A 24,287-nucleotide genomic window follows, 5' to 3' on the forward strand; every position below is an offset into this window, starting at 1 on the left:
TTGGGCGGAAAGTGACCCCGCGTTGTGTTTAAGGGGTTACTCCACCACCAGGAGGAGATCTCCGCCCTGGACCTGCTCCACGGCTGAGATGGCGAGCCTGGAGACCTTGCCGCCAACCGGCGTCGTGATCGAAGCTTCCATCTTCATCGCTTCAATGGTCGCCACAGTGTCACCGGCGTTGACGGTGTCACCTGCTTTGACGGTGACCGTAACGGCTCCGGCGAACGGTGCGGCGACGTGCCCCGGCTGTGCGGGATCGGCCTTCTCGGCGGCCTTGACATTGCTGACCACGGAGCGGTCACGGACCACAACGGGGCGGGACTGCCCGTTGAGCGTGCACATCACGGTGCGCATGCCCTTCTCGTCAGGTTCGGAGACAGCTTCGAGCGAGGCAATCAGCCGCACGCCCTTTTCCAGCTGGATTTCGTGCTCGGCCCCGCGCTGGAGGCCGTACAGGTAATCGCGGGTGTCGAGGACGGAAATGTTGCCGTAGGTCTCCACGCTCTTGAGGTAGTCCTTGGTGGGACCATCAAAGAGCAGCCGGTTCAGCGTGTGCTGCCGGGTCTTGGAGTCTCCCTTGAGCGCGGCGCTGTCCTCGGGGCTGAGATCGACGTCGCGGACCTTGATGCTGCGGCCCTGGAGTGCCTTGGTGCGGAACGGCTCCGGCCATCCGCCCGGAGGATCGCCGAGTTCCCCGGAGAGGAAGCCGATGACGGAATCGGGGATGTCGTAGTTCTGCGGGTTCTCGTTGAAATCTGCAGGGTCGGCATTGAGGCCCACCAGGTGCAGGGCGAGATCGCCCACCACCTTGGAGGAGGGCGTGACCTTCACCAGGCGGCCCAGGATGCGGTCCGCTGCCGTGTACATGTCCTCGATGGCTTCGAAGCGTTCGCCAAGACCCAGCGCCATGGCCTGCTGGCGCAGGTTGGAGAGCTGGCCGCCGGGAATCTCGTGCTTGTAGACGCGGCCGGTGGGACCGGGCAGGCCGGACTCGAACGGGGCGTACACGCGGCGCACGGCTTCCCAGTACGGTTCCAGGGAGCTGACGGCGTCCAGGTCCAGTCCGGTGTCCCGGGGCGTGTGTGCCAGGGCAGCCACCAGCGCCGAAGCTGACGGCTGGCTGGTGGTACCGGCCAGGGAGGCGGAGGCAACATCCACAGCATCCACGCCGGCATCTACTGCTGCCAGCAGGGTGGCCAGCTGGCCGCCCGCGGTGTCGTGGGTGTGGAGGTGGACCGGGAGGTCGAACCGTCCGCGCAGGGCGGCAACCAGCTTGGCGGCTGCTGCCGGACGGAGCAGCCCGGCCATGTCCTTGATGGCCAGGATGTGCGCACCGGCATCCACGATCCGCTGAGCCAGGTCAAGGTAGTAGTCCAGCGTGTAGAGCTTCTCGTCCGGGTTCAGCATGTCGCCGGTGTAGCACAGGGCCACTTCAGCCACGGCTGTTCCGGTGGCGCGGACCGCACGAATGGCCGGTGCCATCTGGTTCACGTCATTCAGGGCATCGAAGATCCGGAAGATGTCGATACCGGTGGCCGCCGCCTCGTTGACGAATGCCTCCGTGACTTCCTCCGGGTACGGCGTGTAGCCGACGGTGTTGCGTCCGCGGAGCAGCATCTGCAGGCAGACGTTCGGCAGAGCCTTCCGGAGTGCAGCCAGGCGGTCCCAGGGGTCCTCGCCCAGAAAACGCAGCGCCACATCGTAGGTGGCACCGCCCCAGGCCTCGACGGACAGGAGTTCCGGGAGCAGGGCGGTGACGGCGGGACCTGCGGCGACGAGGTCGCGGGTGCGCACCCGGGTGGCCAGCAGCGACTGGTGGGCATCGCGGAACGTGGTGTCCGTGACGGCCACGGCCGTCTGCTCACGCAGCGCCTTGGCGAAGCCCTCGGGGCCGAGCTCCTGCAGCCGCTGGCGGGAGCCTTCGGCGGGCTGCCGGTCACCTACGGCGGGCAGCTTGGCTGCCGGATCCGAGTGGACCTTCAGCTCGCCGTTGGGCTTGTTGACGGTCACTTCAGCCAGCCAGGTCAGCAGCTTGGTGCCGCGGTCAGCGGAGACACGGGCCTTCAGCAGCTGCGGGCGCTCATCGATGAAGTTGGTTGCCACGTTGCCGGCAATGAAATCCTTGTCGTCCAGCACTGCCTGCAGGAACGAGATGTTGGTGGACACACCGCGGATACGGAATTCGGCGAGGGCGCGGCGGGCACGGGCTACCGCGGCCGGGTAGTCGCGTCCCCGGCAGCTGAGCTTGACCAGCATGGAGTCGAAGTGGGGGCTGATCTCGGCGCCCGAGTAAACGGTGCCGCCGTCGAGCCTTACCCCGGCGCCGCCGGCGGAGCGGTACCCGGTGATCTTCCCGACGTCGGGCCGGAACCCGTTGGCCGGGTCTTCGGTGGTGATGCGGCACTGCAGGGCCGCACCCTTGAGCTGTACGGTCTCCTGGGAAAGTCCGAGGTCAGCGAGGGTCTCGCCGGAGGCGATCCGCAACTGGGCCTGGACCAGGTCAACATCGGTCACTTCCTCGGTGACTGTGTGCTCCACCTGGATGCGTGGGTTCATTTCGATAAACACGTGCTGTCCGGCGCGCTCACCGACGGTGTCCACCAGGAACTCAACCGTTCCGGCGTTTACGTAGTTCAGCGCCTTGGCGAACTTCACCGCATCCCGGTAGAGGGCCTGGCGGATGCCCTCGTCAAGGTTCGGCGCCGGCGCGATCTCGATGACCTTCTGGTGGCGGCGCTGGATGGAGCAATCACGCTCGAACAGGTGGATGACGTTTCCCTCGGCATCGGCCAGGATCTGCACCTCGATGTGGCGCGGGCGAAGTACTGCCTGCTCCAGGAACATGGTGGGATCGCCGAATGCGGCGTCTGCTTCACGCATGGCCGCCTGGAGGGCCTCGGGCAGGGCCTCGCGGGTGTCCACACGGCGCATGCCGCGCCCGCCACCGCCTGCGACGGCCTTGGCGAAAATGGGGAAACCGATCTCGTCGGCGGCGGCGATCAGCTCGTCCAGGTCCTTGGACGGCTCGCTGGACTTCAGGACGGGAACGCCGGCTTCCTTGGCCGCCTTCAGGGCCGCCACCTTGTTGCCTGCCAGTTCCAGCACTTCGGCCGGCGGACCGACGAAGGTGATGCCTGCGTCCTTGGCAGCGCGCGCAAGGTCCGGGTTTTCGGACAGGAAACCGTATCCGGGGTAAATGGCGTCGGCGCCGGACTCCTTGGCAACGCGCACCACTTCGGCCACGTCCAGGTAAGCCCGGACCGGATGGCCTTCCTCACCGATCAGATATGCCTCATCGGCCTTCTGGCGGTGGATCGAGTTTCGATCTTCATTCGGAAAGACTGCAACGGTCTTTGCGCCCAGCTCGTAGCTGGCACGGAAGGCCCTGATCGCGATTTCGCCGCGGTTGGCCACCAGAATTTTGGAAAACATTCTTCTCCTGCATCATTGCGGGTGTATCGGTAGGTGGTCACAGTGTCTAGGACCCGCGCAGACAAACACAAATCATTGTGGCCACAGTCACAGAAACCTCCGTCATGTCCCGCAGGGTCCGACGGAAGCGGCCAGGCCTGGCCACACCCACTTTCCACGATGCCATGCCGCGTTCACGGAAGGCGGGATTCACCGGCACAATCAACATATGATGGGTGGGGCGGCAGGAGCCGCCAGGCTTCGGCACTGCCGGAGCAAACATTACCCCCAACACGGCAGCCGGCGTTAGGTTTTGGTCTCACAAGTGCAAGTAGTCAGCATCAGCAGCCTCAAGGGTGGAGTCGGCAAGACTTCCATCACCACAGGATTGGCGTCTGCGGCGCTTGCCGCGGGCATCCCCACACTGGTGGTGGACCTCGATCCCCACGCGGATGCGACCACCGCCCTGGGCGTGCAGCCAGGGGATCAGCTGGACATCGGCCGGATGCTCAAGAGCCCGCGCCGCGCCAAGCTGGCGGACAACGTCGTGGGAAGCAGCTGGACTGCCCGGGCGCACTCCAATGGATCCGGCCCGGCCGTCCTGGACGTCGCGGTGGGCTCGGCCTACACAGGCATCTATGACCGCCCCGATCTCGGTCGCCGCGACCTCCGCCGGCTTTCCGCAGTTCTGGCCGCCGCCGACAAATACGAACTGGTCCTCATCGACTGCCCGCCCTCGCTCAATGGGCTGACCAGGATGGCGTGGTCCGCCAGCGACAAGGTCACCCTGGTTGCTGAGCCCGGACTTTTCTCGGTAGCGGGAACGGAACGTACCATGCGGGCCATCCAGCTCTTCCGGCAGGAATTTGCCCCGAACCTCTCCCCCGCAGGCATCGTGGCCAACCGCGTGCGCACGGGCTCGTCCGAGCACACCTACCGGCTCACCGAGATGGAATCGATGTTCGGTGAGCTCCTGCTGAGCCCGCGCATTCCCGAACAGGCCAACTGGCAGCAGATCCAGGGTGCCGCCCATCCTGTTCATCATTGGCCGGGCGAATCGGCGAAGACCTCCGCTGCCTTGTTTGATGCCCTGCTGGTCAACGTCATGGCCGCCGGAGCCGGCCTGCGGAACCGCACCCAGCGGTAATAGCCGGCCCCGCGGAACCGCACCCGGCGATAACGGCCGCGGGCGCCGCATAACCAATACAAAAGGCCACCCGGGCGCTGAAGCTCAGCGCGGGGTGGCCTTCTTGGTTGTCAGGGGTTCAGTCAGCTGATCTTTTTGGCCCGCCGTTTGCTCAGCTCGTCGTCGGGAAAGGACTGCTCCGCGGCGTGCTCGCTGGGAAGGGAAGCGAGGCTGCCCTCCACTTCGCGCCAGACACGTCCCACGGCGATGCCAAAAACGCCCTGGCCGCCCTGCACCAAATCGATGACTTCGTCAGCGGACGTGCACTCGTAAACGCTCGCACCGTCACTCATCAGGGTAATCTGTGCCAGATCCTCCACACCGCGTTCGCGCAGGTGTTCCACGGCGGTACGGATCTGCTGAAGGGAAACGCCGGTGTCCAGGAGCCGCTTAACGACCTTGAGGACCAGGATGTCCCGGAAACCGTAAAGACGCTGTGAGCCGGAGCCTGCGGCACCGCGGACAGCCGGTTCCACGAGCCCGGTGCGCGCCCAGTAGTCCAGCTGGCGGTAGGTAATCCCGGCGGCTTTGCAGGCAGTGGGGCCGCGATACCCTGCGTCCTCGTCCAGGACAGGGAGGTCCTCGGTGAACAGGAGGCCCTGGGCACCGCTCGCGGGCACAGCCACACCAGCCGTTGTGGGCTGCTTCAGCCCGCCTGCTTCGCCTTTGGGACTCACCTGGATCCTCCTTGTCAGCAACTCCCGGGGAACACCGCAGCAGCCTGTGCAGGCATGAAGTCCATGCATGTAATTTCGCGGGAGTCGTACTCTACAGTGTGACTTGCGCGGCTGCTGTAAGCAATGGGAGCTTGATACCTTCGACGTTAGGCCTGCTGCGGCCCAAGGTCAAAGACGTGGGCACTGAGGCGAGGGCGTGTCGGAAGTTTCAGCCTCAACTTTAACCTTAACGTGACCTCAGCCGTCGAAATCCTCGGGCTCAACGTCATCCAGGAATTCACGGAAGCGCCGCAGTTCCTTCTCCTCGTCCACGATGGGCCCGGGCTCGGCGTCCTCGCCTTCATCGTGTTCGGTGATCCGCACGCCGGCCTCATCCATCACCGAGTCGGCACACCAGATGCGGCACTTGGCCCGCAAGGCGATCGCCAAAGCATCCGAGGCACGGGAACTCACCGTGGTGCCGTTCTCGAACTGAAGCTGGCCGTAAAAGATGTTGTCCTCTACGGCGACGATGTTCACGCTGACAACCGAGTGGCCCAAGGTTTCCACAACATCCACCAGGAGGTCGTGGGTCATCGGCCGGGGAGGAACTACCCCCTGCTGGGCCAGGGCGATTGCACTGGCTTCCGGGGTGCCGATCCAGATGGGCACGTGACGCTCACCGTGAATCTCGCGCAGGAGCACCAGCGGCTGGTTGGAGGGCAGTTCGATCCGAACGCCTACGATTTCGACTTCGATCATCAGATGTCCATACGGGAGATATGGTCCTGGACCAGTGCCCGGTGCAGTGTCAGGCAAAGATCACTGATTTCGCGGGCTGCCTCTGCAGCCCGCGCCTGGGACGCGGAGTCCTTCCGGGACGCAAGCGGGGCAACTGCCCGCTCCACCAGCCCGAATTCTCGCTCCGCGGCCGCCTGGAAGGGACGCAGATGCCGCGGTTCCAGGCCGTGGCTTTCCAATTGCACACAGGCACGGGCCACCTGCAGGGCGTGCTCATCGAAACTGCCATTGCTGTGACTGATCAGCCCGAAACTCAACAGCGCCTGGAGCAGCGGCACACTGGCGCCGGATTCTGTCCGCAACTGCTCCTCGCTGAGCCTGCGGCCGCGGCTTTGGAGCTCCGCAGCCAGTTCGTCCGAGACTATCCGTGGCGAAACCACGACGCCGGGTGGAAGGTTTTCCGGGCGCTCTCCCTTGTCAATCGCGTCAAGGTAGTCCTTGATGACTTTCAATGGCAAGTACTGGTCCCGCTGAAGGGCAAGGACAAAGCGCAGGCGCTCGACGTCGCCATCCGAGTACTGCCGGTATCCCGCCGGAGTGCGGCGCGGGTTAATGAGGCCCTTTTCCTCCAGGAACCTGATTTTGGAAGCGGTCATTCCAGGGAAGTCCCCGCTGAGCTGGGCGAGGACTTCCCCAATGTTCAGAACCTGGGGTCCCCGGCTTTCCGGCTGTGCCATTGCCACAGGCAATTGTCCCGGGATCAGGCGCGGCCTGCTGCGCGTGCAGGGCTCAGGTAGAAGGTGAGTCGGAACTTGCCGATCTGGACTTCGTTCCCGGACTTCAGCTCAACGCCGTCAACGCGATCGTGGTTGACGTAGGTCCCGTTCAGGCTGCCAGTGTCCACCACTTCGAAGCTGCGGGCCGTGCGGCGGAACTCAACGTGCCGGCGCGACACTGTGACGTCGTCAAGGAAGATGTCGGCGTCCGGGTGGCGTCCCGCTGTGGTGACGTCCGAATCGAGCAGGAAGCGGGCGCCCGCGTTGGGGCCGCTGTGCGCGATCAGGAGTGCTGAGCCGGCCGGCAGGGCCTCCACGGACAGCCGCTCCTCAGTGGAGAGCCGGGGGGTGATGGTGGGTTCGTCGGTGACGGGGGTCAGATGGATCGAGGTGGTCTCCGAAGCCCTGGCCGCACCGTTGCCGTACTCACCTTCGGCAGGGTCCTGTTTGTGGCCAGCCATGGATTCCTCCTCTTTCGCTGCAGTTCTCACGCCTGCAATCAACAATTACCCTGACGGACGCACCTCGCAGATCCGTGACGGGAAACCGATCCGGCCATTGACGTGCGAAGACATCCCCTGGCCGGGCCTGTTTACCCGTTACGTTCAGCCTACCTGCTGTTCGTACTCGGATGCACTGAGCAGGGACTCCATGGCGTCTGCTTCGGCCAGTTTGACTTCCATGAGCCAGCCATCACCGTAGGGATCTGTGTTGATCAGGGCCGAATCGGTGTCGAGGGACTCGTTGCGGGCGACGATCTCGCCGCTTACGGGAGCATAAATATCGCTGACGCTCTTGGTTGACTCCACTTCACCCACCACTTCATTTGCGGTCACTTTGGTGCCGGCCTCCGGCATCTGGGCGTAGACAACGTCCCCGAGTGCGTCCTGGGCGAAATCCGTAATGCCCACGCGGACCACGCCGTCGGCGTTGGGGGCGGATACCCACTCGTGCTCGGCGGTGTAGGACAGATCTTCGGGAATGTTGCTCATCAGGGGCCTTTCATCGGGTCAAACACCAATGTCAACGGGGCCAGGAAAACAAGCCGCCGCTGAAAGTATAGGCACAAGTCCACAGGCGTTCGAGGAGGATTCTGACATGATGGGACCCATGAGCGAACGTGGACAGGAAATGCCCAGGAAAAGGGGCAATTGGGCTGGCCGGATCATTCTTGTGGCCGCAGCATTGCTGATCCTCGTCATCGCCTACGTCGCCCTGGCTGCAATCCTGCCGGTCTGGTGGGCCAACGTTATCCGCAACCAGGTCCGGGGTGACCTCGGGGCCGGAATCCTGGTGGGGATGTTCTACGGTTTCGTTTTCACGCTGGTGCCCCTGATGGTTGCCTGGCAGTCCACCCGCAAAGCCGTGGGCTGGGCCTGGAAGTCCGCCATCCTGCTCATCGCTGTGGCTCTCGCAGCGCCCAACCTGCTGACCGCGGGAATCATGTTCGGAAGCTCCGAGGCCGCCCACAATGGACAGCGCATCCTTGGCACGGAAGCCACGTGGTTCGCGCTCTGGACGCAGATCTCCGCCATCGCCGCCGTCGTCGTTTTTGTTATCGGCGTGATCCTCTGGAGGATCTGGCGGCAGCGCGGCAAGAAAGTGAAGGCCCTGAAGAAGGCCGAGTCTGAGCGCACCCTCGCCGCCAAGGCCGCCGCTGCGGTGGCCAACCCTGGCCCGGGGGCAGAGACCGGCACCACGGTCAACCGCGGGTAGCGCCATGCCGGAACTTCCCGAGGTTGCAGGCCTTGCCGGATTCCTCGATTCGCATCTCCGGGGTTCGGTGATCCACAACGTCCAGATTGCTTCTTTTGCCGTGCTGAAGACGGCGGATCCCCCCTTCACCGCGTTGGAGGGCAGCAAAGTCTCTGGTGTACGGCGGTTCGGCAAATTCATCAGCATCGACACGGATGGACCGTCATTCGTCTTCCACCTGGCACGGGCGGGGTGGGTCCGGTTCACCGACTCCCCCACCGGTACCCAGCTTCGGCCAGGCAAGAGCCCCATCGCCGCCCGGCTGGCATTCAGCGGCCCCGACGGCGATCACGGCATGGACCTTACGGAGGCCGGGACCAAGAAGAGCCTGGCGGTCTACGTTGTCCGCGACCCGCAGGACGTTCCCGGCATCGCCGCCCTCGGGCCCGACCCCTTCAGCGAGGAGTTCGACGCCGATACGCTGGCGGAAATCCTGGGATCCAGTCCGCAACAGATCAAGGGCCTCCTGCGGAGCCAGAGCGTGATTGCGGGGATCGGCAATGCCTACAGCGACGAGATCCTGCATGCCGCCAGAATTTCCCCCTTTGCAACGGGTAAGTCCTTGGACCGCGGGACGGTGCAGGTGCTCTATGACGCCATCCACAGCATCCTCGGCACTGCCCTTGCAGAGGCCGAGGGCAAGCCGCCCAGTGAACTCAAGGACGTCAAGCGCAGCCATATGAGGGTCCATGCCCGCACAGGCGAAGCGTGCCCGGTGTGTGGCGATACGGTCCGTGAGGTGTCTTTCGCGGACTCGGCCCTGCAGTACTGCCCGACGTGCCAGACGAAGGGCAAGGTGTTGGCAGACCGGCGGACCTCAAAGTTCCTGAAATAAGCCGGCACAAAACAAAAGCACCCCGGAGAAGATTCTCCGGGGTGCTTTTGCTTTGGTCGGGCTGACAGGATTTGAACCTGCGACCCCTTGACCCCCAGTCAAGTGCGCTACCAAGCTGCGCTACAGCCCGTCAGTTCCGCCGTTCTCCGCTGCGTTTCATCCAAGTGTTAGCGAGGATTTCCACTCAGCAGTCCGGCTGAACCACCTTGAAAAGCTTACACGATTCCGGAGCCTGCCAATGACACTTTGCCGCCTGCGCGCCCCAGGTGTGTCGGAATTAACGCTTCTTGCCGCGCTTTTCGCGTACGCGCATGTTGACCTCGATCGGCGTGCCCTCGAAACCAAAGGTTTCGCGGAGCCGGCGGGTGATGAACCGGCGGTAGCCCGGGTCCAGGAAACCGGTGGTGAACAGTACGAACTTCGGCGGGCGGCTGGAGGCCTGGGTGCCGAAGAGGATGCGTGGCTGCTTTCCGCCGCGGACCGGGTGCGGGTGCGCGGCCACGAGCTCGCCAAGGAAGGCATTGAGCCGTCCTGTGGGGATGCGCCTGTCCCAGTTCTCCAGTGCGAGGTCAAGGGCGGGCACCAGCCGGTCCTTGTGCCAGCCGGTAAGTGCCGAGATGTTGACCCGGGGCGCCCAGGCCACGTGGGCCAGGTCCTGTTCGATTTCCCGTTCCAGGTAGGTGCGGCGTTCGTCGTCGAGCAGGTCCCACTTGTTGAAGGCGAGGACCAATGCCCGGCCGGACTCAATGGCCAGCTGCAGGATGCGGACGTCCTGTTCGCTGAGGACCTCGTCCACGGCGAGGAGCACGACGGCGACCTCCGCCTTTTCGAGGGCGGCCTGGGTCCGCAGGGAGGCGTAGTAATCGGCACCCTGGGCCATGTGCTGGCGGCGGCGGATACCCGCCGTATCCACGAAGCGCCAGGTGCGGTCGCCGAGTTCAATGAATTCATCCACCGGATCACGGGTGGTGCCGGCAGTGTTGTCCACTACGACGCGCTCGGAGCCCGCCAGCTTGTTCAGCAGGGAGGACTTGCCCACGTTCGGGCGGCCGATCAGGGCGATGCGGCGCGGACCGCCGGAGCGCTCCAGGCCTTCGATGGTGGAGAACTCGGGAAGGGTGTCCATCACGTGGTCCAGGAGGTCCGCCACACCGCGTCCGTGCAGGGCCGATACCGGGTACGGCTCGCCGAAGCCGAGACCCCAGAGGGTCGCGGAGTCCGCTTCCTGGGCGAAGTCGTCAACCTTGTTGGCCACCATGATGACCGGCTTCTTGCTGCGGCGGAGCATCTTCATGACGCCCTCGTCCGTGGCGGTGGCCCCCACTGCCGAGTCCACGACGAACAGGACGGCGTCGGCGAGTTCCACGGCCATTTCGGCCTGCTCGGCAACCCGGGCGTGGATGCCGCGGGCATCGTGCTCCCAGCCGCCGGTGTCCACCAGGGTGAAGTTTCGCCCGTTCCAGCTGGCGGAGTACATCACGCGGTCCCTGGTGACGCCGGGGGTATCTTCAACCACGGCTTCGCGGCGGCCCAGGATACGGTTCACCAGGGTGGACTTGCCCACGTTGGGGCGCCCGATGATGGCAAGGACAGGATCGAGCTTGACCGGACCGCTGAAGTCCTCGTCGTCGTAATCCCCGCTCAGCAGGGCGGCGTCTTCCTCATCGAGGTCGTAGTCTTCCAGACCGGCCCGGAGTGACGCTGCGCGCATCTCCGCTTCGTCGTCGTCAATGGCGGCCAGCCGTTCGGCCACCTGGTCCGTGCCGGTGGGCGTGTATTCGTCTTCGCCGGCGCCGGAGTGGCCGGAGGTTTGAGTCGTATCGCTCATTGCGCTTTCCTTAGTGGTCATCTGCCGGCGGCCCGGCTACTGCTGTGAGAGTCGTGCTGTAATCCGCATGGGGCAAAGGCTGCCCACTGTGGTGGATTGTTTCCTGGACGTGCCCCGCCAGCGCAGTGCGGATTTCCATTCCCGCCCTGTCCATTGAAGCACGGCCTGTTTCGCCGGGGTTGCGGCTCAGTGTCAGGGCGTTGCCGAAGCTGACGTGGAACCGCCGCCCCGGCCTGGGGACGGTGTCGAGGTGTTCCCCGCCTGTCCTCGTGCCGAGAATCGCCACGGGAACCACGGGGGCCCCCGAGTTCAGGGCCAGCCAGGCGACCCCGTTGTTGATGTCTGTTGCCTGCCCGCTCCCCCGGGTGCCTTCCGGGAGAATCCCGATGCACCGGCCGGCGTCGAGCATGTCCTTGCTGAGCAGCAGCGCTGCCCGGTCCCCGGAACGGTCCACCGGGAGTTGCCCGGAGGCGCGGAGGACGTGCCCGAGCGGACCCTTGAACATCTCTTTCTTGACCAGGATGTGCATTCGCCTCGGCGATGCGCCGAACATCACCGGCCCGTCCAGGAAGCTGATGTGGTTGCCGGCAAAGATGACCGGCCCGCCGGTGGGGACGTTGTCCTTGCCCGTGACAGTGGTCCGGTACACCAGATGATCCAGGATCCAGCCCACAGGCCGGCTCCACGTCATGGTCCAGCCAGAGGGCAACTTAGCGCCGTCAGTCACGGTTCAGCACCTTGGTCACAATCACGAGGGCGGCGTCCACGGTCTCCGCGAAATCAAGGTCGGAGGAATCCAGGGTGACAACGCCATCGGCGGCCTGGGTGAAGTTCACCACGGTGGAATCCTTGGCATCACGCCCAGTCACCTGGGCGGCCAACTGTTCCGCGTCCTGGCCGCCGCCCAGCTGGATGCCGCGGCGGCGAAGCCTGGCCTCTTCACTGGCCGTCAGCAGCATCCGCACTTCCGCACCAGGCACGACGACGGTGGTAATGTCCCGGCCCTCCACCACGATGCGCCGGTGGTGCTTTTCGATCAGTGCCCGCTGCCGCCGGATCAGTTCAGTCCGGGCACCCAGGGTGGTGGCCACAGTGCTGACGGCCGACGAGATGGCGGGCTCGCGGATGGCATCGGTGACGTCTGCTCCGTCTACCCGGACAAATTCCTGCTGCGGACTGGTGCTCAGTTCAAGCACAAGGTCCCTGGCCGCCTGCTCCACGGAGGCGGCGTCGCTGAGATCGATGCCGCTGTTGACGCAGAACCAGGTGAGCGCACGGTACATGGCACCGGTGTCCAGGTACGCAAGGTGCAGCCGGCGTGCCACTTCCCTGCTCACGCTGGACTTTCCGGAACCGGACGGCCCGTCGATGGCGACCACCAGCGGCCTGCCGACGCGCAGCGCCGGAAGGGTGTCAAGAAGTTCCTGTGTCATTACTGGAGTACCCGCCATCCGCGGTCGTTGAGTGCTTCGATCAGGTGGTCGTGTTTGTTCGGCAGTACAGAGAGTTCCACCATGCCCACATTCTGGCCTGAGGAATGGTCCAGCCGCAGGTCCTCCACGTTGACACCGATCTCGCCGATTTCGGTGAGGAGCCTGGCGATCTGGCCCGGTTTGTCGTCAACAAGGACAGTCAGCCATGCGTAAGCCTGCGGCGGGCCGCCGTGCTTGCCCGGGATACGGGCCTGCCCGGCGTTGCCTTCGCTGATCAGTTGCGCCAGATCAAGCCGCGCGCCTGGCGCCGTGGGGTCCTCCAGGGTGCCGATAAGGCGGTTCAGGTCCTCGCGGACGCCGTAAAGGATATCGACGACTTTCCGGGCGTTGCCGCCCAGGATCTGGACCCACAGGGTGGGGTCGCTTGCCGCGATCCGGGTGACATCGCGCAGGCCGTTGCCGGCCAGGGACAGCGCATGAAGCGGCGTTCCCTGCAGCCGGCTGGCCAGCAGTGACGACATCACCTGCGGCAGGTGGGAAACGAGTGCCACTGCTTCGTCGTGCTCCTCGGGGCTGAACTGCGAAACAACAGCTCCGAGGTCCGTTGCCAGCGAACGCGCCGTCTGCACAGCGGCCTCGGACGATTCAGTGCCGGGGCACACCACCCAGGGCATGGACGTAAAAAGCTCACCGCGGGCCGCGACCGGTCCGGACTTTTCACGCCCGGCCATCGGGTGGGTACCCACGTAGCGGGTCAGGTCCACCGCGCGGCTGCGAAGCTCCGCCAGGATCGCTGCCTTGACGCTGGCGATGTCCACCACGACTGAACCGGGGTAATCGGCCAGGGCCTTGGCGACGACGTCGGCAGTCACGTCAGGCGGTGCTGCCACCACCACCAGTTCAGGCGTTTCGTCACCGAGGTGCTCCAGGGGCTGGCCTGCACCGATATCGACGGCGACGGCCTGGTTGGTGGGCGACGGGTCAGAGAGGAACACAGGCACGCCCCGTCCCCGCAGGCCCAGCCCGATGCTGGCACCGAGCAGGCCGGTGCCAATCACCACCACCGGGCCGTTGAGGTGTCCACGCCCGTGCGAGCGGAATGCGGACATGCCTCAGAGCCCTACGGATGCCAGCAGGTGGCCGACTTCCTGCTTGCCAAGGTTGCGGATGCTGCCCTGGCGCTGGTCACCCAGCCCGATGGGACCCACCTTGACGCGCACCAGGCGCAGGACAGGGAAGCCGACGGCGTCGAAAAGGCGCCGGACAATCCGGTTCTTGCCGGAGTGCAGGACTACCTCGATCAGCACGTGACCGGGTGTGGAGTCCACCAGCTTGAACGAGTCAACGGAGGCGATGCCGTCCTCAAGTTCCACACCTTCGCGCAGCTGCGCGCCGATTCCCTGTGGGAACGGGCCGCGGACCTGGACCAGGTAGGTCTTGGGGACCTCATAGGACGGGTGGGTGAGCCGGTTGGCCAGCTCGCCGTCGTTCGTGAGGAGCAGCAGGCCTTCGGTGGCGACGTCCAGGCGGCCCACATGGAAGAGCCGCTCGCCCTGGTGGGTTTTCCGCACGAAGTCACTGATGCAGGGACGGCCGTCCGGGTCCTCCATGGTGGAGACAACGCCCTTGGGCTTGTTGAAGACCATGTAGACGAGGTTGTCATCGAGCTGGATGCGCAGGCCGTCGACGTGGACGATGGCGGTCTGGGGGTCAATGCGGACACCAAGCTCGGTCACCACCTGGCCGTCGACCTCGACGCGGCCCTCGGCGATCATTTCCTCGCAGACGCGGCGCGAAGCCACGCCGGCCTGCGCCATGACCTTCTGCAGCCGGACGCCGTCGGCGTCGTGGAGTTCAGACTGCGGAACAGCGCTCCGCGGGCCCCGCTTGCGCGACGGCTTGCGGACCGGACCAAGGTTCTGCCCGAACCGTTCGCTGCCGAAAGCACGCGATGCTGCCGCGCCGGGCCTGGCCGAGCGTGGCTTGGGCTTGAGGGCACCGGGAGTTCCGGGCTCTTTTTTGGCGCCCGGCTTGCGGGCTGCCGGCTTCCGTGAGGACTGCCCTGCGGGCTTCCGGTCGGATCCGTCGCGGCCGGCCGGCGATGCGGGGGCGTCGCCGGGATCGACAAACGGCTCCTCGCGCGGCTTCGGGGCCTTGTACGGACGGTCTCCGTACGGACGTTCTCCGCCGCCACCGAATCCTGCGTTGCGCTTGCCTGCGCCGGCGCGGAATCCGCCGCCCTGCGCCGCATTACGGCCGGCGCCGCCCTGTGCCGGATTGCGGCTGGCGCCGCCCTGTCCGGCATTGCGTTCTGAACTGTTGCGTCCCGAACTGTTACGTGGTGAACCCTGGCGTCCCGCCTGTGTCATGACCCGTCCTTCGATATGTTGGCCGGCAAGTTGTCCAACAACAACCCTAGCCAGCCATGCAGAATTTATCTGCCCTTATGAATACTCTTGTGCGCAGGCGGTTGCCCGCCTACATTCTGTCGGCGTCGTAGAACTCCGCGATGCCCTCAAGCCCCGGAAGATGGGGTGAGAGCTGAGGCAGTTCAGCCACTGAGCCGATTCCCATCCGTTCCAGGAAATACGAGGTGGTCCGGTAGAGGATTGCTCCCGACTCGGGATCGTGACCCGAATCTTCGATCAGCCCGCGTTGGGTCAATGTCCGTACGACAGAATCGACATTGACTCCTCGAATCGCAGACACGCGGGCCCTGGAGACGGGCTGCCGGTACGCGATGACAGCGAGTGTTTCCAGCGCTGCCTGCGTGAGCCTGGCCGTCTGTCCCTCCAGCACGAACTGTCCGACTATGTCAGCGAACTCCGTGCGGGAGTAGATCCGCCAGCCACCGGCGATGTTCCGCAATTCAAAACCCCGGGGGGTGGCACTGAAACCAGCATTGCTGGGCTCGTCCATGTCCGGGGCTTTAACAGTATAGCCGCTATAATCGCGCTGCAGTTCCGCCAACAGCTCTTCAACGGCGGCGACCGTCAGCTTCAGGCCCGCCGCCAGCTCGGTTGCCGTTGCCGGCTGGTCCAGCACCATGAGGACAGCCTCAAGCGCGGCCTTCGCTCCGCCGGGAAGGTCCTGAAAGTCCACAACGCCCTCATCTTCAGGGTACGGAGTGTCGGTGGTCACGGCTGCTCCTCATATTCTTCGCTCAGGTTTTCAACGGACCAGTCCTGGCCGTCAACAGTCCAGTGCACGGTGAGGTCCCCCAACGGCGAGAGCTGGTCAAAGGCCACCGCCTTGTCCCGGAACATCTCCAGCAAAGCCAGGAATCTGGCGACAACCACAAGGGTGGACCCGGCATCGGCAATCAATGCCCGGAACGACAACGGCTTCCCCAGCTGAAGCCGCAGGCCCAGGATCTCGGCCTGCTCCTTGACGCTGACGGTGCCGCCGTGCAGGTGGTCGAGAGCGACTTCGGTGGGCGCCGCGGCCTTTGGTTTCAGGGCGGCTTCGGCCAGCTGCGCGAACTGCTGGGGCGAGTGCTTCCACACCAGTTCGGGAAGCATGGCGGCGAAGTGCTCCTCGAGTGCCACCTGGCGGGGAAACCGTTGGGCCTCCTGCTCCAGGGTCTCTGCCATCAGGCCGGCCACCTGTTTGAACGCCTTGTATTGGAGAAGCCTGGCAAAGAGGAGGTCCCTCGCTTCGAGCAGCGCGATGTCTTCCTCATCCTCCACTTCGCCGGCCGGCAGGAGCCTGGCAGCCTTGAGGTCCAACAGCGTGGCGGCGATAACCAGGAACTCGCTCGCTTCATCCAGCGCCCAGTCCCCGCCCAGTTTCTGGAGGTTCCGGATGTATTTGATGAACTCATCGGTGACGGTGGCGATCGCCACCTCGGTGATGTCCAGCTGGTGCTTGGCGATCAGGCCGAGCAGAAGGTCAAAAGGGCCAGTGAAATTGGCCAGCCGGACTTCGAAGCCGGGTTTGGGCTCGGCCACGGCGTGGCTAGGGAGCGCCGCCGCGGGAAATCAGCTCTTTGGCCAGGCGGCGGTAGGCGTCGGCACCGATATGGTTTCCGGCATAGGTGGTGATGGGCTCAGCGGCAACGGTGGCATCGGCGAACTTGATGGAACGCTTGATGACGGTCTCAAAGACCTTGTCACCGAAGGCTTCCACCAGCCGTGTGATGACCTCGCGGCTGTGCAGCGTGCGGGAGTCGTACATGGTGGCAAGTACGCCGTCGACCTGCAGGCGGGGGTTCAGTCTGTCCTGGACTTTGTCGATGGTCTCAACCAGGAGGGCAACAGCGCGAAGCGCGAAGAACTCGCAGATCAGCGGAATGATCACGCCGTGCGCAGCGGTCAGGGCGTTGACGGTCAGCAGGCCCAGCGACGGCTGGCAGTCGATAAGGACGACGTCGTAATCGTCCTCCACTTTCTTCAGCGCCCGGTCCAGGACCTGCTCGCGGGCTACCTCATTGACAAGCTGGACTTCGGCGGCCGAGAGGTCAATGTTGGCTGGAAGCAGGTCTACATTCTCAACGCCCGTCTGGTGGATGGCGTCGCGGATGTCCACCTTGCGGTCCATCAGGACGTTATAGACGGTGAGGTCCAGTTCATGGGGATTGATGCCGAGGCCGGCAGAAAGCGCACCTTGGGGGTCAAAGTCCACCAGCAGGACCCGGCGGCCGTATTCAGCCAGGGCCGCGGCCAGGTTGATGGTGGACGTGGTCTTACCCACGCCGCCCTTCTGGTTGACCATTGCTATGACGCGTGCCGGACCGTGGGAGGAAAGCGGCGCAGGTTCCGGGAATTCGCGGTACGGACGCCCCGTGGGGCCCATCACGGCGTCTTCCAGGTCGAGTTCCGTGCCCTCCAGAGTTGCCGAACCCTGTTCGCTGCTCACGTATCTATCCACACTTTCGATGACGGTGACTTCTTGCCGCTGGATGCCCAGCGCCGTTCCTTCTTCTTTCAAGGCTACAGGGGCCGACACGGTAAACGGCGGAACTTGACTTTGCACGAATGTTGAGCCTTGACCTTCTGGTTGAGGTCGAAGGTTAGCCCCATTCACCCAGGAATGCCCGTCCTGCCGGGGGCTGGACGGGCATTCCGTGTGGTGCTGTTGAAGCTTCCTAGACGGTGGCAGGTACCGGCTTTGCGTCCGCATCACCGTGGCCTGCAGTCTCGCCGTGGCCGGCGATCATGGTCTGCTCGTCGAAGGGAAGGTCGCCGGAGAGGACACGTCCCACCTGGTCATTGTCGATCTCCTTGACCCAGGTTCCGATCAGCAGCGTGGCAACGGCGTTGCCGGTGAAGTTGGTGAGCGCACGGGCTTCGGACATAAAGCGGTCGATGCCGACAATCATGCCCACGCCGCCCAGAAGCTCGGGCTTGTGTGCCTGAAGCCCTGCGGCGAGCGTCGCCAAACCTGCACCGGTCACGCCGGCTGCACCCTTGGAAGCGATGATCATGAAGATGAGCAGGGACACCTGGGCGCCCAGGTCAAGCGGCGTGCCCATGGCGTTGGCCACGAACAGGGACGCCATGGTCAGGTAGATGGCGGTGCCGTCCAGGTTGAAGGAGTAGCCCGTGGGGACGGTGACGCCGACAACCGGCTTGGAGACTCCGAGGTGCTCCATCTTGGCGATGAGGCGGGGCAGGGCCGCCTCGGAAGATGACGTGGAGAAGATCAGGAGGTACTCCCGGCCCAGGTACTTCATGAGCTTGAAGATATTGACGCCTGTCACAATCTGGAGCAGCCCGCCGAGGATGATGACGATGAACAGGGCGCATGTGATGTAGAAGGCGGCCATCAAAGTGAACATGCTGACAATGGCCTGGAAGCCGGTGGCTCCGACGACGGCGGCGATGGCACCGAAGGCACCCACCGGGGCAAGCCACATGATCATGATCAGGATGCGGAAGACAAGAACCTGGCCGTGGCCGATCGCCTTGAGGATCGGGGCGGCCTGCGGGCCCATTTTCTGGAGGGCGAAGCCCACGAGGATGGCGGCGAAGAGGGTCGGCAGGACGGGAATATCGCCCGGAATGATGCCCAGGAGGAAGGCAACGGTGCTGTCTACTTCAGCCTTCTTATTGGGATCGTACGGCGCAAGCTTCAGACCTTCTCCCGGGTGGATCAGGTTGCCCACCACGAGGCCGATGCCCAGGGCGAAGGTGGACATGAGTACGAAATAGCCCAACGCGAGGCCGCCCACTTTGCCCACTGTGGCTGCTTTGGCGATGGAGCCGATGCCCAGGACGATGGTGCAGAAGATGATCGGCGCAATCATCATTTTGATCAGCTTGATGAAGCCGTCACCAAGCGGTTTCAGGGATTTTCCGACTTCGGGGAACAGCAGACCGATCACGGCGCCCAGGATGACGGCGGCAATGACGGCGATGTAGAGGTAGTGGGATTTGTCCAGGCCCTTGCGGGCGGCCTTTGCAGGCGCTGCTGACTCTCCTCGTTGAGAGGCCATGATGTGTCTCCTTTGTGGATAATCTGGTAGACGCTGCGGCGCAGTCTCTGGGCTCTTCGCGTCGGTCCGGTGTGATATCCATCATTAGGCACGCCGTGACGCAGCTCACCGTTGCGTTCATATTGGTCATGGGAGGTACTGATGATCCACCGCTGGAGTATCGCCCGCAGGCTGTTTGTCGCCAACCTGCTGATCGTGCTGTCCTTCATTGCGATCGTGGGTACCGCCACCTTTGTCGACGCCCGGGACCGCGCCTATGAGGAGGCCGGGCTACGTATGGCCGGTGTGGCGGCCTCTGTGGCCGCCAATCCCCTGGTCCTGCAGGCTGCCGACCAGCAGGATCCTTCCGCGTCACTGCAGCCCTACGCCCTGAAGGTCATGGACGGCGCCGGAATTGATTTCCTCACCATCATGGCGCCGGACAGGACCCGCTGGACGCATCCGCGCAGTGAGGAACTCGGCAGGCCCTATATCGGCACCATCGACGCTGCCCTCCGGGGCGAAGTGTTCACTGAGGTGACCGCGGGAACCCTGGGACCGTCAGTGCGCACCATCGTTCCGGTCCTGGACCCGGGCAATAACGTCAGGGCGCTGGTGGCTGCCGGTGTCACGGTCCGGACAGTCGACGTCGCCTTCGCAAGCCGGCTGCCGGCGCTGTTGGCGATCGGCCTCATTCTGTTGATCGGCGGATCGCTGGCCTCATGGTTCCTAGGGCGCTACCTCCGCAGGGTCACGCGGGGCTGGGGCCCGGAGCAGCTGGCGCAGCTCTTCGCCTACTACGAGTCCGTGCTCCACTCAGTGCGGGAGGGGCTGATCCTCATCGACACCAAAGGCCGCGTGGTGATGTATAACGACCAGGCCGCAGAACTGCTCGGCCTGGCTGAGCGGAGCAGCAACGACCCCACCCGGCCGCCGTTCCTGTCCGAACTGCCACTGGACGAGGGCCTGCGGGGGCTGTTCGAATCCGGACGCATCGCCCATGACGAAATTGTGCTGACCGGTTCACGGATCCTGGTGGTCAACCAAGGACCTGCCAAGGGCCCGGTTCGCCCGGGTCTGCGCGGCAGGACTCCGGTCTACGGAACGGTGGCCACCCTCCGGGACCGCACCGAAATTGAAGCCCTTGGAAGCGAACTGCAGACCATGCGGACCCTCTCTGACGCCCTGCGGGCGCAAACGCACGAGCACGCCAACCGGCTCCACACCATGGTTTCGCTCCTTGAGCTGGGCCGCACGGGTGAGGCGCTGGAGTTCGCCACCCAGGACCTGGAACTCAGCCAGCAGCTCACGGACGAGATGGTCAGTTCGGTCGACGAGCCGGTCCTCAGCGCCCTCATCATGGGGAAGGCAGCCGAAGCCAACGAACGCGGGGTGAAGCTGACGCTCGCCACCCAGGGGTCTGCGTCCGTCGCGGGACTGGCGATCCAGGACCTTGTCACCATCCTTGGCAACCTCCTGGACAACGCCATCGACGCGGCTGCAGATGGTGCCGCACCCAAGAAGGTTGACCTGACGGTGGAGTCGGACGCTGAAGGCCTGGACATCACCGTCAAGGATTCCGGCGCCGGCGTGGACCCCGCCGCCCTTGACGATATTTTCCGGCACGGTTTCAGTACCAAGGCCTCCGGTCCGTTCGGGCGCGGCATCGGCCTGGCCCTCGTCCGGCAGGCCGTCCAGCGGCTGGACGGTACCATGACGATCACAGGCACGGACGGTGCGCAATTCCATGTCTTCCTGCCGGGTGTGGCAACCGGACCCGACAAAGAGGAGGAGTTCCAGTGAGCGATATCCGCGTCCTCATTGTTGAGGACGAACCCGTCGCCTCCGCGGCGCACGCAGCCTATGTCGGCAGGCTGGCGGGATTCAAGCTCGCGGGTACAGCTCCGGATGGGCAGTCCGCCCTGCGGCTCCTGTCCGAGTTCCAGGCCTCCGGCGACCCTGTGGAGCTCGTCCTGCTCGACATGAACCTGCCGGACCTCCACGGACTCGACATTGCCCGCCGGATGCGCGCGGCAGGGATCCTGGCGGACATCATCGCCATCACGGCCGTCCGCGAATTAGCGATTGTCCGCAGTGCCGTCGCGATCGGCGTCGTCCAGTACCTCATCAAGCCGTTCACATTCGCTACTTTCGCAGACAAGCTGGGAAGCTACCGCCTTTTCCGGCAGCAGCTTGCCTCACCGGAGGCCGGCAGCGGCAGGACGGGGGCTTCCCAGAGCGAGGTGGACCAGGCGTTCGCGAGCCTCCGGGCGCCGTCGGAACTGCCGCTCCCGAAGGGGCTGTCAGTTTCGACCCTCGGGTCAGTCCAGGACTATTTGAAACAGCAGGCCGACGCCGTCTCCGCGACAGAGGTCATGGCGGCGCTGGGCATGTCCCGGGTTACCGCCCGGCGCTACCTCGAGTACCTGGCGGACGCCGGAACGGTCTCACGGATGCCGCGGTACGGCACTCCGGGCCGGCCGGAGAACGAATACCGCTGGAGCGGCCGCTGACTCAGTGCCCGGCTGCCCCCGGGCGCAGGGTCCCGATCAGTTGGTCGATCACGCCGGCGTCCTCGATAGTGGACGGCACCACGTACTCCTCGCCATCGGCAATCTGACGCATGGTCTTGCGGAGGATCTTGCCCGAGCGGGTCTTGGGCAGGGCCTCCACCACTGCCACATGCTTGAAGTCCGCCACAGCTCCGATGTCCCGGCGGACCAGCGCGATGAGGTCCTTGACCAGGATGTCTTCAGCCACGTCGACCCCGGACTTCAGCACCACATAGCCGCTGGCACGCTGACCCTTCAACGGGTCCGCGAGGCCGATCACCGCACACTCAGCTACCGCCGGGTGCTGTCCGATGACCTGTTCCATGGCACCGGTGGAGAGCCGGTGTCCTGCCACGTTGATGATGTCGTCAGTGCGTCCCATCACGAATACGTAGCCGTCGTCATCCCGGTAGCCCGAATCGCCGGTGGCGTAGACACCCTCGAATGCCTGCAGATAAGAGGAGATGTAGCGTTCGTCGTCGCCCCACAGCGTGGTCAGCGTTCCGGGCGGCAGCGGCAGCCCCAGCACGATGTTGCCCTCTTTCCCGGCGGCGACCTCCTCCCCCAGTCCGTCGACGATGTTGAGCCGGAACCCCGGCATCGGAACGCTGGGGGAACCCGCCTTGATGGGGAGCTGCTCCAGCCCCCGCGGGTTGGCGCAGATGGCCCAGCCGGTCTCTGTCTGCCACCAGTGATCCACCACCGGCACGCCCAGGGACTGCGATGCCCAATGGAAGGTGTCGGTGTCCAGCCGCTCCCCCGCCGCGAAGAGTGTCCGCAGGCTGGAGATGTCATGAGTCTGCAGCAGCCTGGCCTCGGGATCGGCCTTCCGGATGGCCCGCAACGCCGTGGGCGCGGTGAACAGCACGTTGACCTTGTGGTCCCCGATCACGCGCCAGAATGCCCCGGCATCAGGCGTGCCCACCGGCTTGCCTTCATAGAGGACTGTGGTGGCCCCGGCCAGCAAGGGGCCGTAGACGATGTAGGAGTGCCCCACGACCCAGCCGACGTCGGAGGCTGTCCACATCACGTCGCCGGGGCCGATGTCATAGATGTTTTCCATGGTCCAGCTGAGCGCCACGGCATGGCCGCCGTTGTCCCGCACCACTCCCTTGGGGCTGCCGGTGGTTCCCGACGTGTAGAGGATGTAAAGCGGGTCCGTTGCTTTGACGTCCACGGGTGCTGCCGGTTCCGCCGAGGCGATTTCGGCGTCCCAGTCCAGCCAGCCGGCGTGGTCCGACAGTGAGGATGAGAAGCCCTCCCGCGACGCGACAATCACCGGGAGGTCAGGTACTCCGGCCAGCTGCAGTGCTTCCGCGACCGCGGGAAGGTATTCGATCCGGCGGGAGGGCTCTATCCCGCCGGACGCGGTCACCACCAGGGCCGGAGCGGCGTCCTTGATGCGGGACGCCAGTTCCTTGGGCGCAAAGCCGCCGAACACCACCGAATGCACCGCCCCCAGCCGGGCTGTGGCAAGCATCGCGATGGCTGCTTCAGGAATCATCGGCATGTAGATGACCACCCTGTCGCCCTTGCCGACTCCATGCTTGCGGAGCACACCCGCGAACCGGGCCACCAGCCCGGTGAGTTCCGCATAGGTGAATCGTTGCTGGATCCCCAGCATCGCGGAATCATAGATGAGTGCATCCTGGTCTCCGCGCCCGGCCTCCACATGACGGTCAAGGGCGTTGTAGGAAGTGTTCAGGACGCCGTCAGGAAACCACCGGAACAAGGGCGCCGTGCTGGAATCGACAGCTTGCTGCGGGGGTTCGGTCCAGGAGATCTTCGCTGCAGCATCCAGCCAGAAGTCTTCGGGTTTCGCCAGGCTCTGTCCGTAGCTGTCCTGGTAGCTCTTGGTAACCATGAAATGCATCCTGTCCACGACATTGTGATGGGGCCCATGCTAGCCCGGTGACGCAGCACCGCACAAGGGTCAATGTATACACAGGACAACCTCAATAGCGGATAGATTCGAAATTGCTGGCAAAAGCCGCTGGCTGTGTATACACTGAGAAACGTCACACCCGGTCAGCCAACCAATGAAGGAGGCAGTGATGCGAGCCAGCGACAAGGCGTACGCCGCACTGCGCGATGACATCATTGAATGGCGGCTGGCACCGGGAACCGTCCTGGCAGAGGTGGAGCAGGCGGAACGCCTCGGTGTCTCACGCACCCCGCTCCGGGAGGCGCTCAGCCGGCTTAGCGCAGAAGGACTGACGGCGGCGGGCGGCCGCGGCGTCGTCGTCACCGACATCTCCCTGGACGACATCGACGAGATGTTCGAACTGCGCGAAACCCTGGAAGGGCGGGCGGCGTCGCTCGCCGCCGAACGCGGCGAGCGCGCAGTGTTCGAGGAACTGCACGCCGAACTGCTCCGTGCGCCGGAACTCATTACCGGCGCAGATCCTGCCCTGCACGCCTATTACGCCCTGGTGGGCCGGCTCGACGAAGCCATCGACTCCGCCATCTCAAATTCCTACCTCGCCCAGGCGATGCGCAGCCTGCGCGTCCATCTGGTCCGGGTCCGCCGCCTCGCCGCCGACGACGCCCAGCGCCTCCACGCCGCAGCCCTCGAACATGCGGCGATCGCCGAAGCCATCGCCGCCGGTAACGCCAAGCTCGCCGAAGCGGCCACCACCCTGCATCTGCACCGCAGCCTTTCCCACGTCAAAGCAACCCACATCCCGCATTAGAGGAGC

At 64.7% G+C, this 24,287-nt stretch carries 22 protein-coding genes and 1 tRNA gene; 6 read left to right on the plus strand and 17 right to left on the minus strand.

All coding sequences use genetic code 11. The features are described from left to right. Positions 1-36 precede the first annotated feature (36 nt). A complete protein-coding gene (locus AC1MCA_RS02530; protein WP_479800985.1) occupies positions 37-3,432 on the minus strand; it encodes a pyruvate carboxylase in 3,396 nt (1,131 codons plus the stop codon). Positions 3,433-3,736: 304 nt separating this feature from the next. On the opposite strand from AC1MCA_RS02530, the gene AC1MCA_RS02535 reads away from it, so the two are divergent. Continuing rightward, positions 3,737-4,558: a ParA family protein gene (locus tag AC1MCA_RS02535; RefSeq protein ID WP_479800987.1), complete on the plus strand. Its 822-nt coding sequence runs from the start codon at positions 3,737-3,739 to the stop codon at positions 4,556-4,558. Between the two features lie 122 nt (positions 4,559-4,680). Here the strand turns inward: AC1MCA_RS02535 and AC1MCA_RS02540 are convergent, their stop codons facing one another. The 5 genes from AC1MCA_RS02540 to gcvH all read right to left on the minus strand — a co-directional run bounded on the left by AC1MCA_RS02540 (position 4,681) and on the right by gcvH (position 7,762). Continuing rightward, positions 4,681-5,274 carry a MerR family transcriptional regulator gene (locus AC1MCA_RS02540; RefSeq protein ID WP_108599258.1) on the minus strand — a complete coding sequence of 198 codons (594 nt, stop codon included), beginning with the start codon at positions 5,272-5,274 and terminating at the stop codon, positions 4,681-4,683. A 237-nt stretch (positions 5,275-5,511) separates the two neighbouring features. Then, positions 5,512-6,015, minus strand: coding sequence for a bifunctional nuclease family protein (locus AC1MCA_RS02545; protein WP_108599257.1), 504 nt, complete (start codon positions 6,013-6,015; stop codon positions 5,512-5,514). Next, positions 6,015-6,731 carry a transcriptional regulator FtsR gene (gene ftsR / locus AC1MCA_RS02550; RefSeq protein ID WP_479800990.1) on the minus strand — a complete coding sequence of 239 codons (717 nt, stop codon included), beginning with the start codon at positions 6,729-6,731 and terminating at the stop codon, positions 6,015-6,017. Before ftsR ends, AC1MCA_RS02545 begins: the two co-directional genes overlap by 1 nt. A 23-nt stretch (positions 6,732-6,754) precedes the next feature. Next, positions 6,755-7,231 carry an FHA domain-containing protein gene (locus tag AC1MCA_RS02555; protein ID WP_108599459.1) on the minus strand — a complete coding sequence of 159 codons (477 nt, stop codon included), beginning with the start codon at positions 7,229-7,231 and terminating at the stop codon, positions 6,755-6,757. 144 nt (positions 7,232-7,375) lie between these two features. Then, the gene (gcvH, locus tag AC1MCA_RS02560) at positions 7,376-7,762 is read right to left on the minus strand and encodes a glycine cleavage system protein GcvH (protein WP_108599458.1); all 387 of its coding nucleotides are present in this window, start codon (positions 7,760-7,762) and stop codon (positions 7,376-7,378) included. 118 nt (positions 7,763-7,880) lie between these two features. On the opposite strand from gcvH, the gene AC1MCA_RS02565 reads away from it, so the two are divergent. Both AC1MCA_RS02565 and AC1MCA_RS02570 read left to right on the plus strand, forming a co-directional pair. Continuing rightward, positions 7,881-8,486: a hypothetical protein gene (locus AC1MCA_RS02565; protein WP_479800992.1), complete on the plus strand. Its 606-nt coding sequence runs from the start codon at positions 7,881-7,883 to the stop codon at positions 8,484-8,486. 4 nt (positions 8,487-8,490) lie between these two features. Next, positions 8,491-9,360, plus strand: a complete 870-nt coding sequence (locus tag AC1MCA_RS02570) for an Fpg/Nei family DNA glycosylase (protein WP_479800994.1) — start codon at positions 8,491-8,493, stop codon at positions 9,358-9,360. A gap of 53 nt (positions 9,361-9,413) precedes the next feature. Here AC1MCA_RS02570 and AC1MCA_RS02575 read toward each other — a convergent pair. The 10 genes from AC1MCA_RS02575 to AC1MCA_RS02620 all read right to left on the minus strand — a co-directional run bounded on the left by AC1MCA_RS02575 (position 9,414) and on the right by AC1MCA_RS02620 (position 19,057). After that, positions 9,414-9,490 (minus strand) — tRNA-Pro (locus AC1MCA_RS02575). A gap of 147 nt (positions 9,491-9,637) precedes the next feature. After that, entirely contained in the window at positions 9,638-11,188 is a 1,551-nt protein-coding gene (der, locus tag AC1MCA_RS02580; protein WP_479800996.1) for a ribosome biogenesis GTPase Der, read from the minus strand. 10 nt (positions 11,189-11,198) lie between these two features. Beyond that, positions 11,199-11,879, minus strand: a complete 681-nt coding sequence (locus AC1MCA_RS02585) for a lysophospholipid acyltransferase family protein (protein WP_479803258.1) — start codon at positions 11,877-11,879, stop codon at positions 11,199-11,201. Positions 11,880-11,907: 28 nt separating this feature from the next. Further along, on the minus strand, positions 11,908-12,621 hold the full coding sequence (gene cmk, locus AC1MCA_RS02590; protein WP_479800998.1) for a (d)CMP kinase: 714 nt from the start codon (positions 12,619-12,621) through the stop codon (positions 11,908-11,910). Then, a complete protein-coding gene (locus AC1MCA_RS02595; protein ID WP_479801000.1) occupies positions 12,621-13,730 on the minus strand; it encodes a prephenate dehydrogenase in 1,110 nt (369 codons plus the stop codon). The genes cmk and AC1MCA_RS02595 overlap by 1 nt, the downstream gene beginning before the upstream one ends. A gap of 3 nt (positions 13,731-13,733) precedes the next feature. Beyond that, a complete protein-coding gene (locus AC1MCA_RS02600) occupies positions 13,734-14,990 on the minus strand; it encodes a pseudouridine synthase (RefSeq protein WP_108600196.1) in 1,257 nt (418 codons plus the stop codon). 109 nt (positions 14,991-15,099) lie between these two features. Further along, positions 15,100-15,762 carry an SMC-Scp complex subunit ScpB gene (gene scpB / locus AC1MCA_RS02605; RefSeq protein WP_479801003.1) on the minus strand — a complete coding sequence of 221 codons (663 nt, stop codon included), beginning with the start codon at positions 15,760-15,762 and terminating at the stop codon, positions 15,100-15,102. Beyond that, complete coding sequence (locus tag AC1MCA_RS02610; RefSeq protein WP_479801005.1) at positions 15,759-16,571, minus strand: segregation and condensation protein A; 813 nt, start codon at positions 16,569-16,571, stop codon at positions 15,759-15,761. Before AC1MCA_RS02610 ends, scpB begins: the two co-directional genes overlap by 4 nt. Positions 16,572-16,578: 7 nt before the next feature. Next, the gene (locus AC1MCA_RS02615; RefSeq protein WP_108600532.1) at positions 16,579-17,478 is read right to left on the minus strand and encodes a ParA family protein; all 900 of its coding nucleotides are present in this window, start codon (positions 17,476-17,478) and stop codon (positions 16,579-16,581) included. Between the two features lie 229 nt (positions 17,479-17,707). Beyond that, complete coding sequence (locus tag AC1MCA_RS02620) at positions 17,708-19,057, minus strand: cation:dicarboxylate symporter family transporter (protein WP_479801007.1); 1,350 nt, start codon at positions 19,055-19,057, stop codon at positions 17,708-17,710. 141 nt (positions 19,058-19,198) lie between these two features. Here AC1MCA_RS02620 and AC1MCA_RS02625 point away from each other — a divergent pair, with 141 nt between their 5' ends. Together AC1MCA_RS02625 and AC1MCA_RS02630 are read left to right on the plus strand one after the other, a co-directional pair. After that, the gene (locus AC1MCA_RS02625; RefSeq protein ID WP_479801009.1) at positions 19,199-20,839 is read left to right on the plus strand and encodes a sensor histidine kinase; all 1,641 of its coding nucleotides are present in this window, start codon (positions 19,199-19,201) and stop codon (positions 20,837-20,839) included. Next, positions 20,836-21,549 (plus strand): response regulator, encoded by a 714-nt coding sequence (locus AC1MCA_RS02630; RefSeq protein ID WP_479801011.1) that lies wholly within the window; start codon positions 20,836-20,838, stop codon positions 21,547-21,549. The genes AC1MCA_RS02625 and AC1MCA_RS02630 overlap by 4 nt, the downstream gene beginning before the upstream one ends. Before the next feature lies 1 nt (position 21,550). On the opposite strand, the gene AC1MCA_RS02635 is transcribed toward AC1MCA_RS02630, so the two are convergent. After that, positions 21,551-23,452 (minus strand): propionyl-CoA synthetase, encoded by a 1,902-nt coding sequence (locus AC1MCA_RS02635; RefSeq protein WP_479801013.1) that lies wholly within the window; start codon positions 23,450-23,452, stop codon positions 21,551-21,553. A 190-nt stretch (positions 23,453-23,642) separates the two neighbouring features. Here AC1MCA_RS02635 and AC1MCA_RS02640 point away from each other — a divergent pair, with 190 nt between their 5' ends. After that, the gene (locus tag AC1MCA_RS02640; protein WP_479801015.1) at positions 23,643-24,281 is read left to right on the plus strand and encodes a GntR family transcriptional regulator; all 639 of its coding nucleotides are present in this window, start codon (positions 23,643-23,645) and stop codon (positions 24,279-24,281) included. Positions 24,282-24,287 lie beyond the last annotated feature (6 nt).

This window comes from Arthrobacter sp. BK1 (assembly GCF_056680055.1).

Bases quoted from the DNA above. Each gene is read 5' to 3' on its own strand.
- AC1MCA_RS02530 (WP_479800985.1), bottom strand. From the start codon at position 3,432: ATGTTTTCCAAAATTCTGGTGGCCAACCGCGGCGAAATCGCGATCAGG.
- AC1MCA_RS02545 (WP_108599257.1), bottom strand. From the start codon at position 6,015: ATGATCGAAGTCGAAATCGTAGGCGTTCGGATCGAACTGCCCTCCAAC.
- ftsR (WP_479800990.1), bottom strand. From the start codon at position 6,731: ATGGCACAGCCGGAAAGCCGGGGACCCCAGGTTCTGAACATTGGGGAA.
- AC1MCA_RS02555 (WP_108599459.1), bottom strand. From the start codon at position 7,231: ATGGCTGGCCACAAACAGGACCCTGCCGAAGGTGAGTACGGCAACGGT.
- gcvH (WP_108599458.1), bottom strand. From the start codon at position 7,762: ATGAGCAACATTCCCGAAGATCTGTCCTACACCGCCGAGCACGAGTGG.
- AC1MCA_RS02565 (WP_479800992.1), top strand. From the start codon at position 7,881: ATGAGCGAACGTGGACAGGAAATGCCCAGGAAAAGGGGCAATTGGGCT.
- AC1MCA_RS02570 (WP_479800994.1), top strand. From the start codon at position 8,491: ATGCCGGAACTTCCCGAGGTTGCAGGCCTTGCCGGATTCCTCGATTCG.
- der (WP_479800996.1), bottom strand. From the start codon at position 11,188: ATGAGCGATACGACTCAAACCTCCGGCCACTCCGGCGCCGGCGAAGAC.
- AC1MCA_RS02585 (WP_479803258.1), bottom strand. From the start codon at position 11,879: ATGACGTGGAGCCGGCCTGTGGGCTGGATCCTGGATCATCTGGTGTAC.
- cmk (WP_479800998.1), bottom strand. From the start codon at position 12,621: ATGACACAGGAACTTCTTGACACCCTTCCGGCGCTGCGCGTCGGCAGG.
- AC1MCA_RS02595 (WP_479801000.1), bottom strand. From the start codon at position 13,730: ATGTCCGCATTCCGCTCGCACGGGCGTGGACACCTCAACGGCCCGGTG.
- AC1MCA_RS02600 (WP_108600196.1), bottom strand. From the start codon at position 14,990: ATGACACAGGCGGGACGCCAGGGTTCACCACGTAACAGTTCGGGACGC.
- AC1MCA_RS02620 (WP_479801007.1), bottom strand. From the start codon at position 19,057: ATGGCCTCTCAACGAGGAGAGTCAGCAGCGCCTGCAAAGGCCGCCCGC.
- AC1MCA_RS02625 (WP_479801009.1), top strand. From the start codon at position 19,199: ATGATCCACCGCTGGAGTATCGCCCGCAGGCTGTTTGTCGCCAACCTG.
- AC1MCA_RS02635 (WP_479801013.1), bottom strand. From the start codon at position 23,452: ATGGTTACCAAGAGCTACCAGGACAGCTACGGACAGAGCCTGGCGAAA.
- AC1MCA_RS02640 (WP_479801015.1), top strand. From the start codon at position 23,643: ATGCGAGCCAGCGACAAGGCGTACGCCGCACTGCGCGATGACATCATT.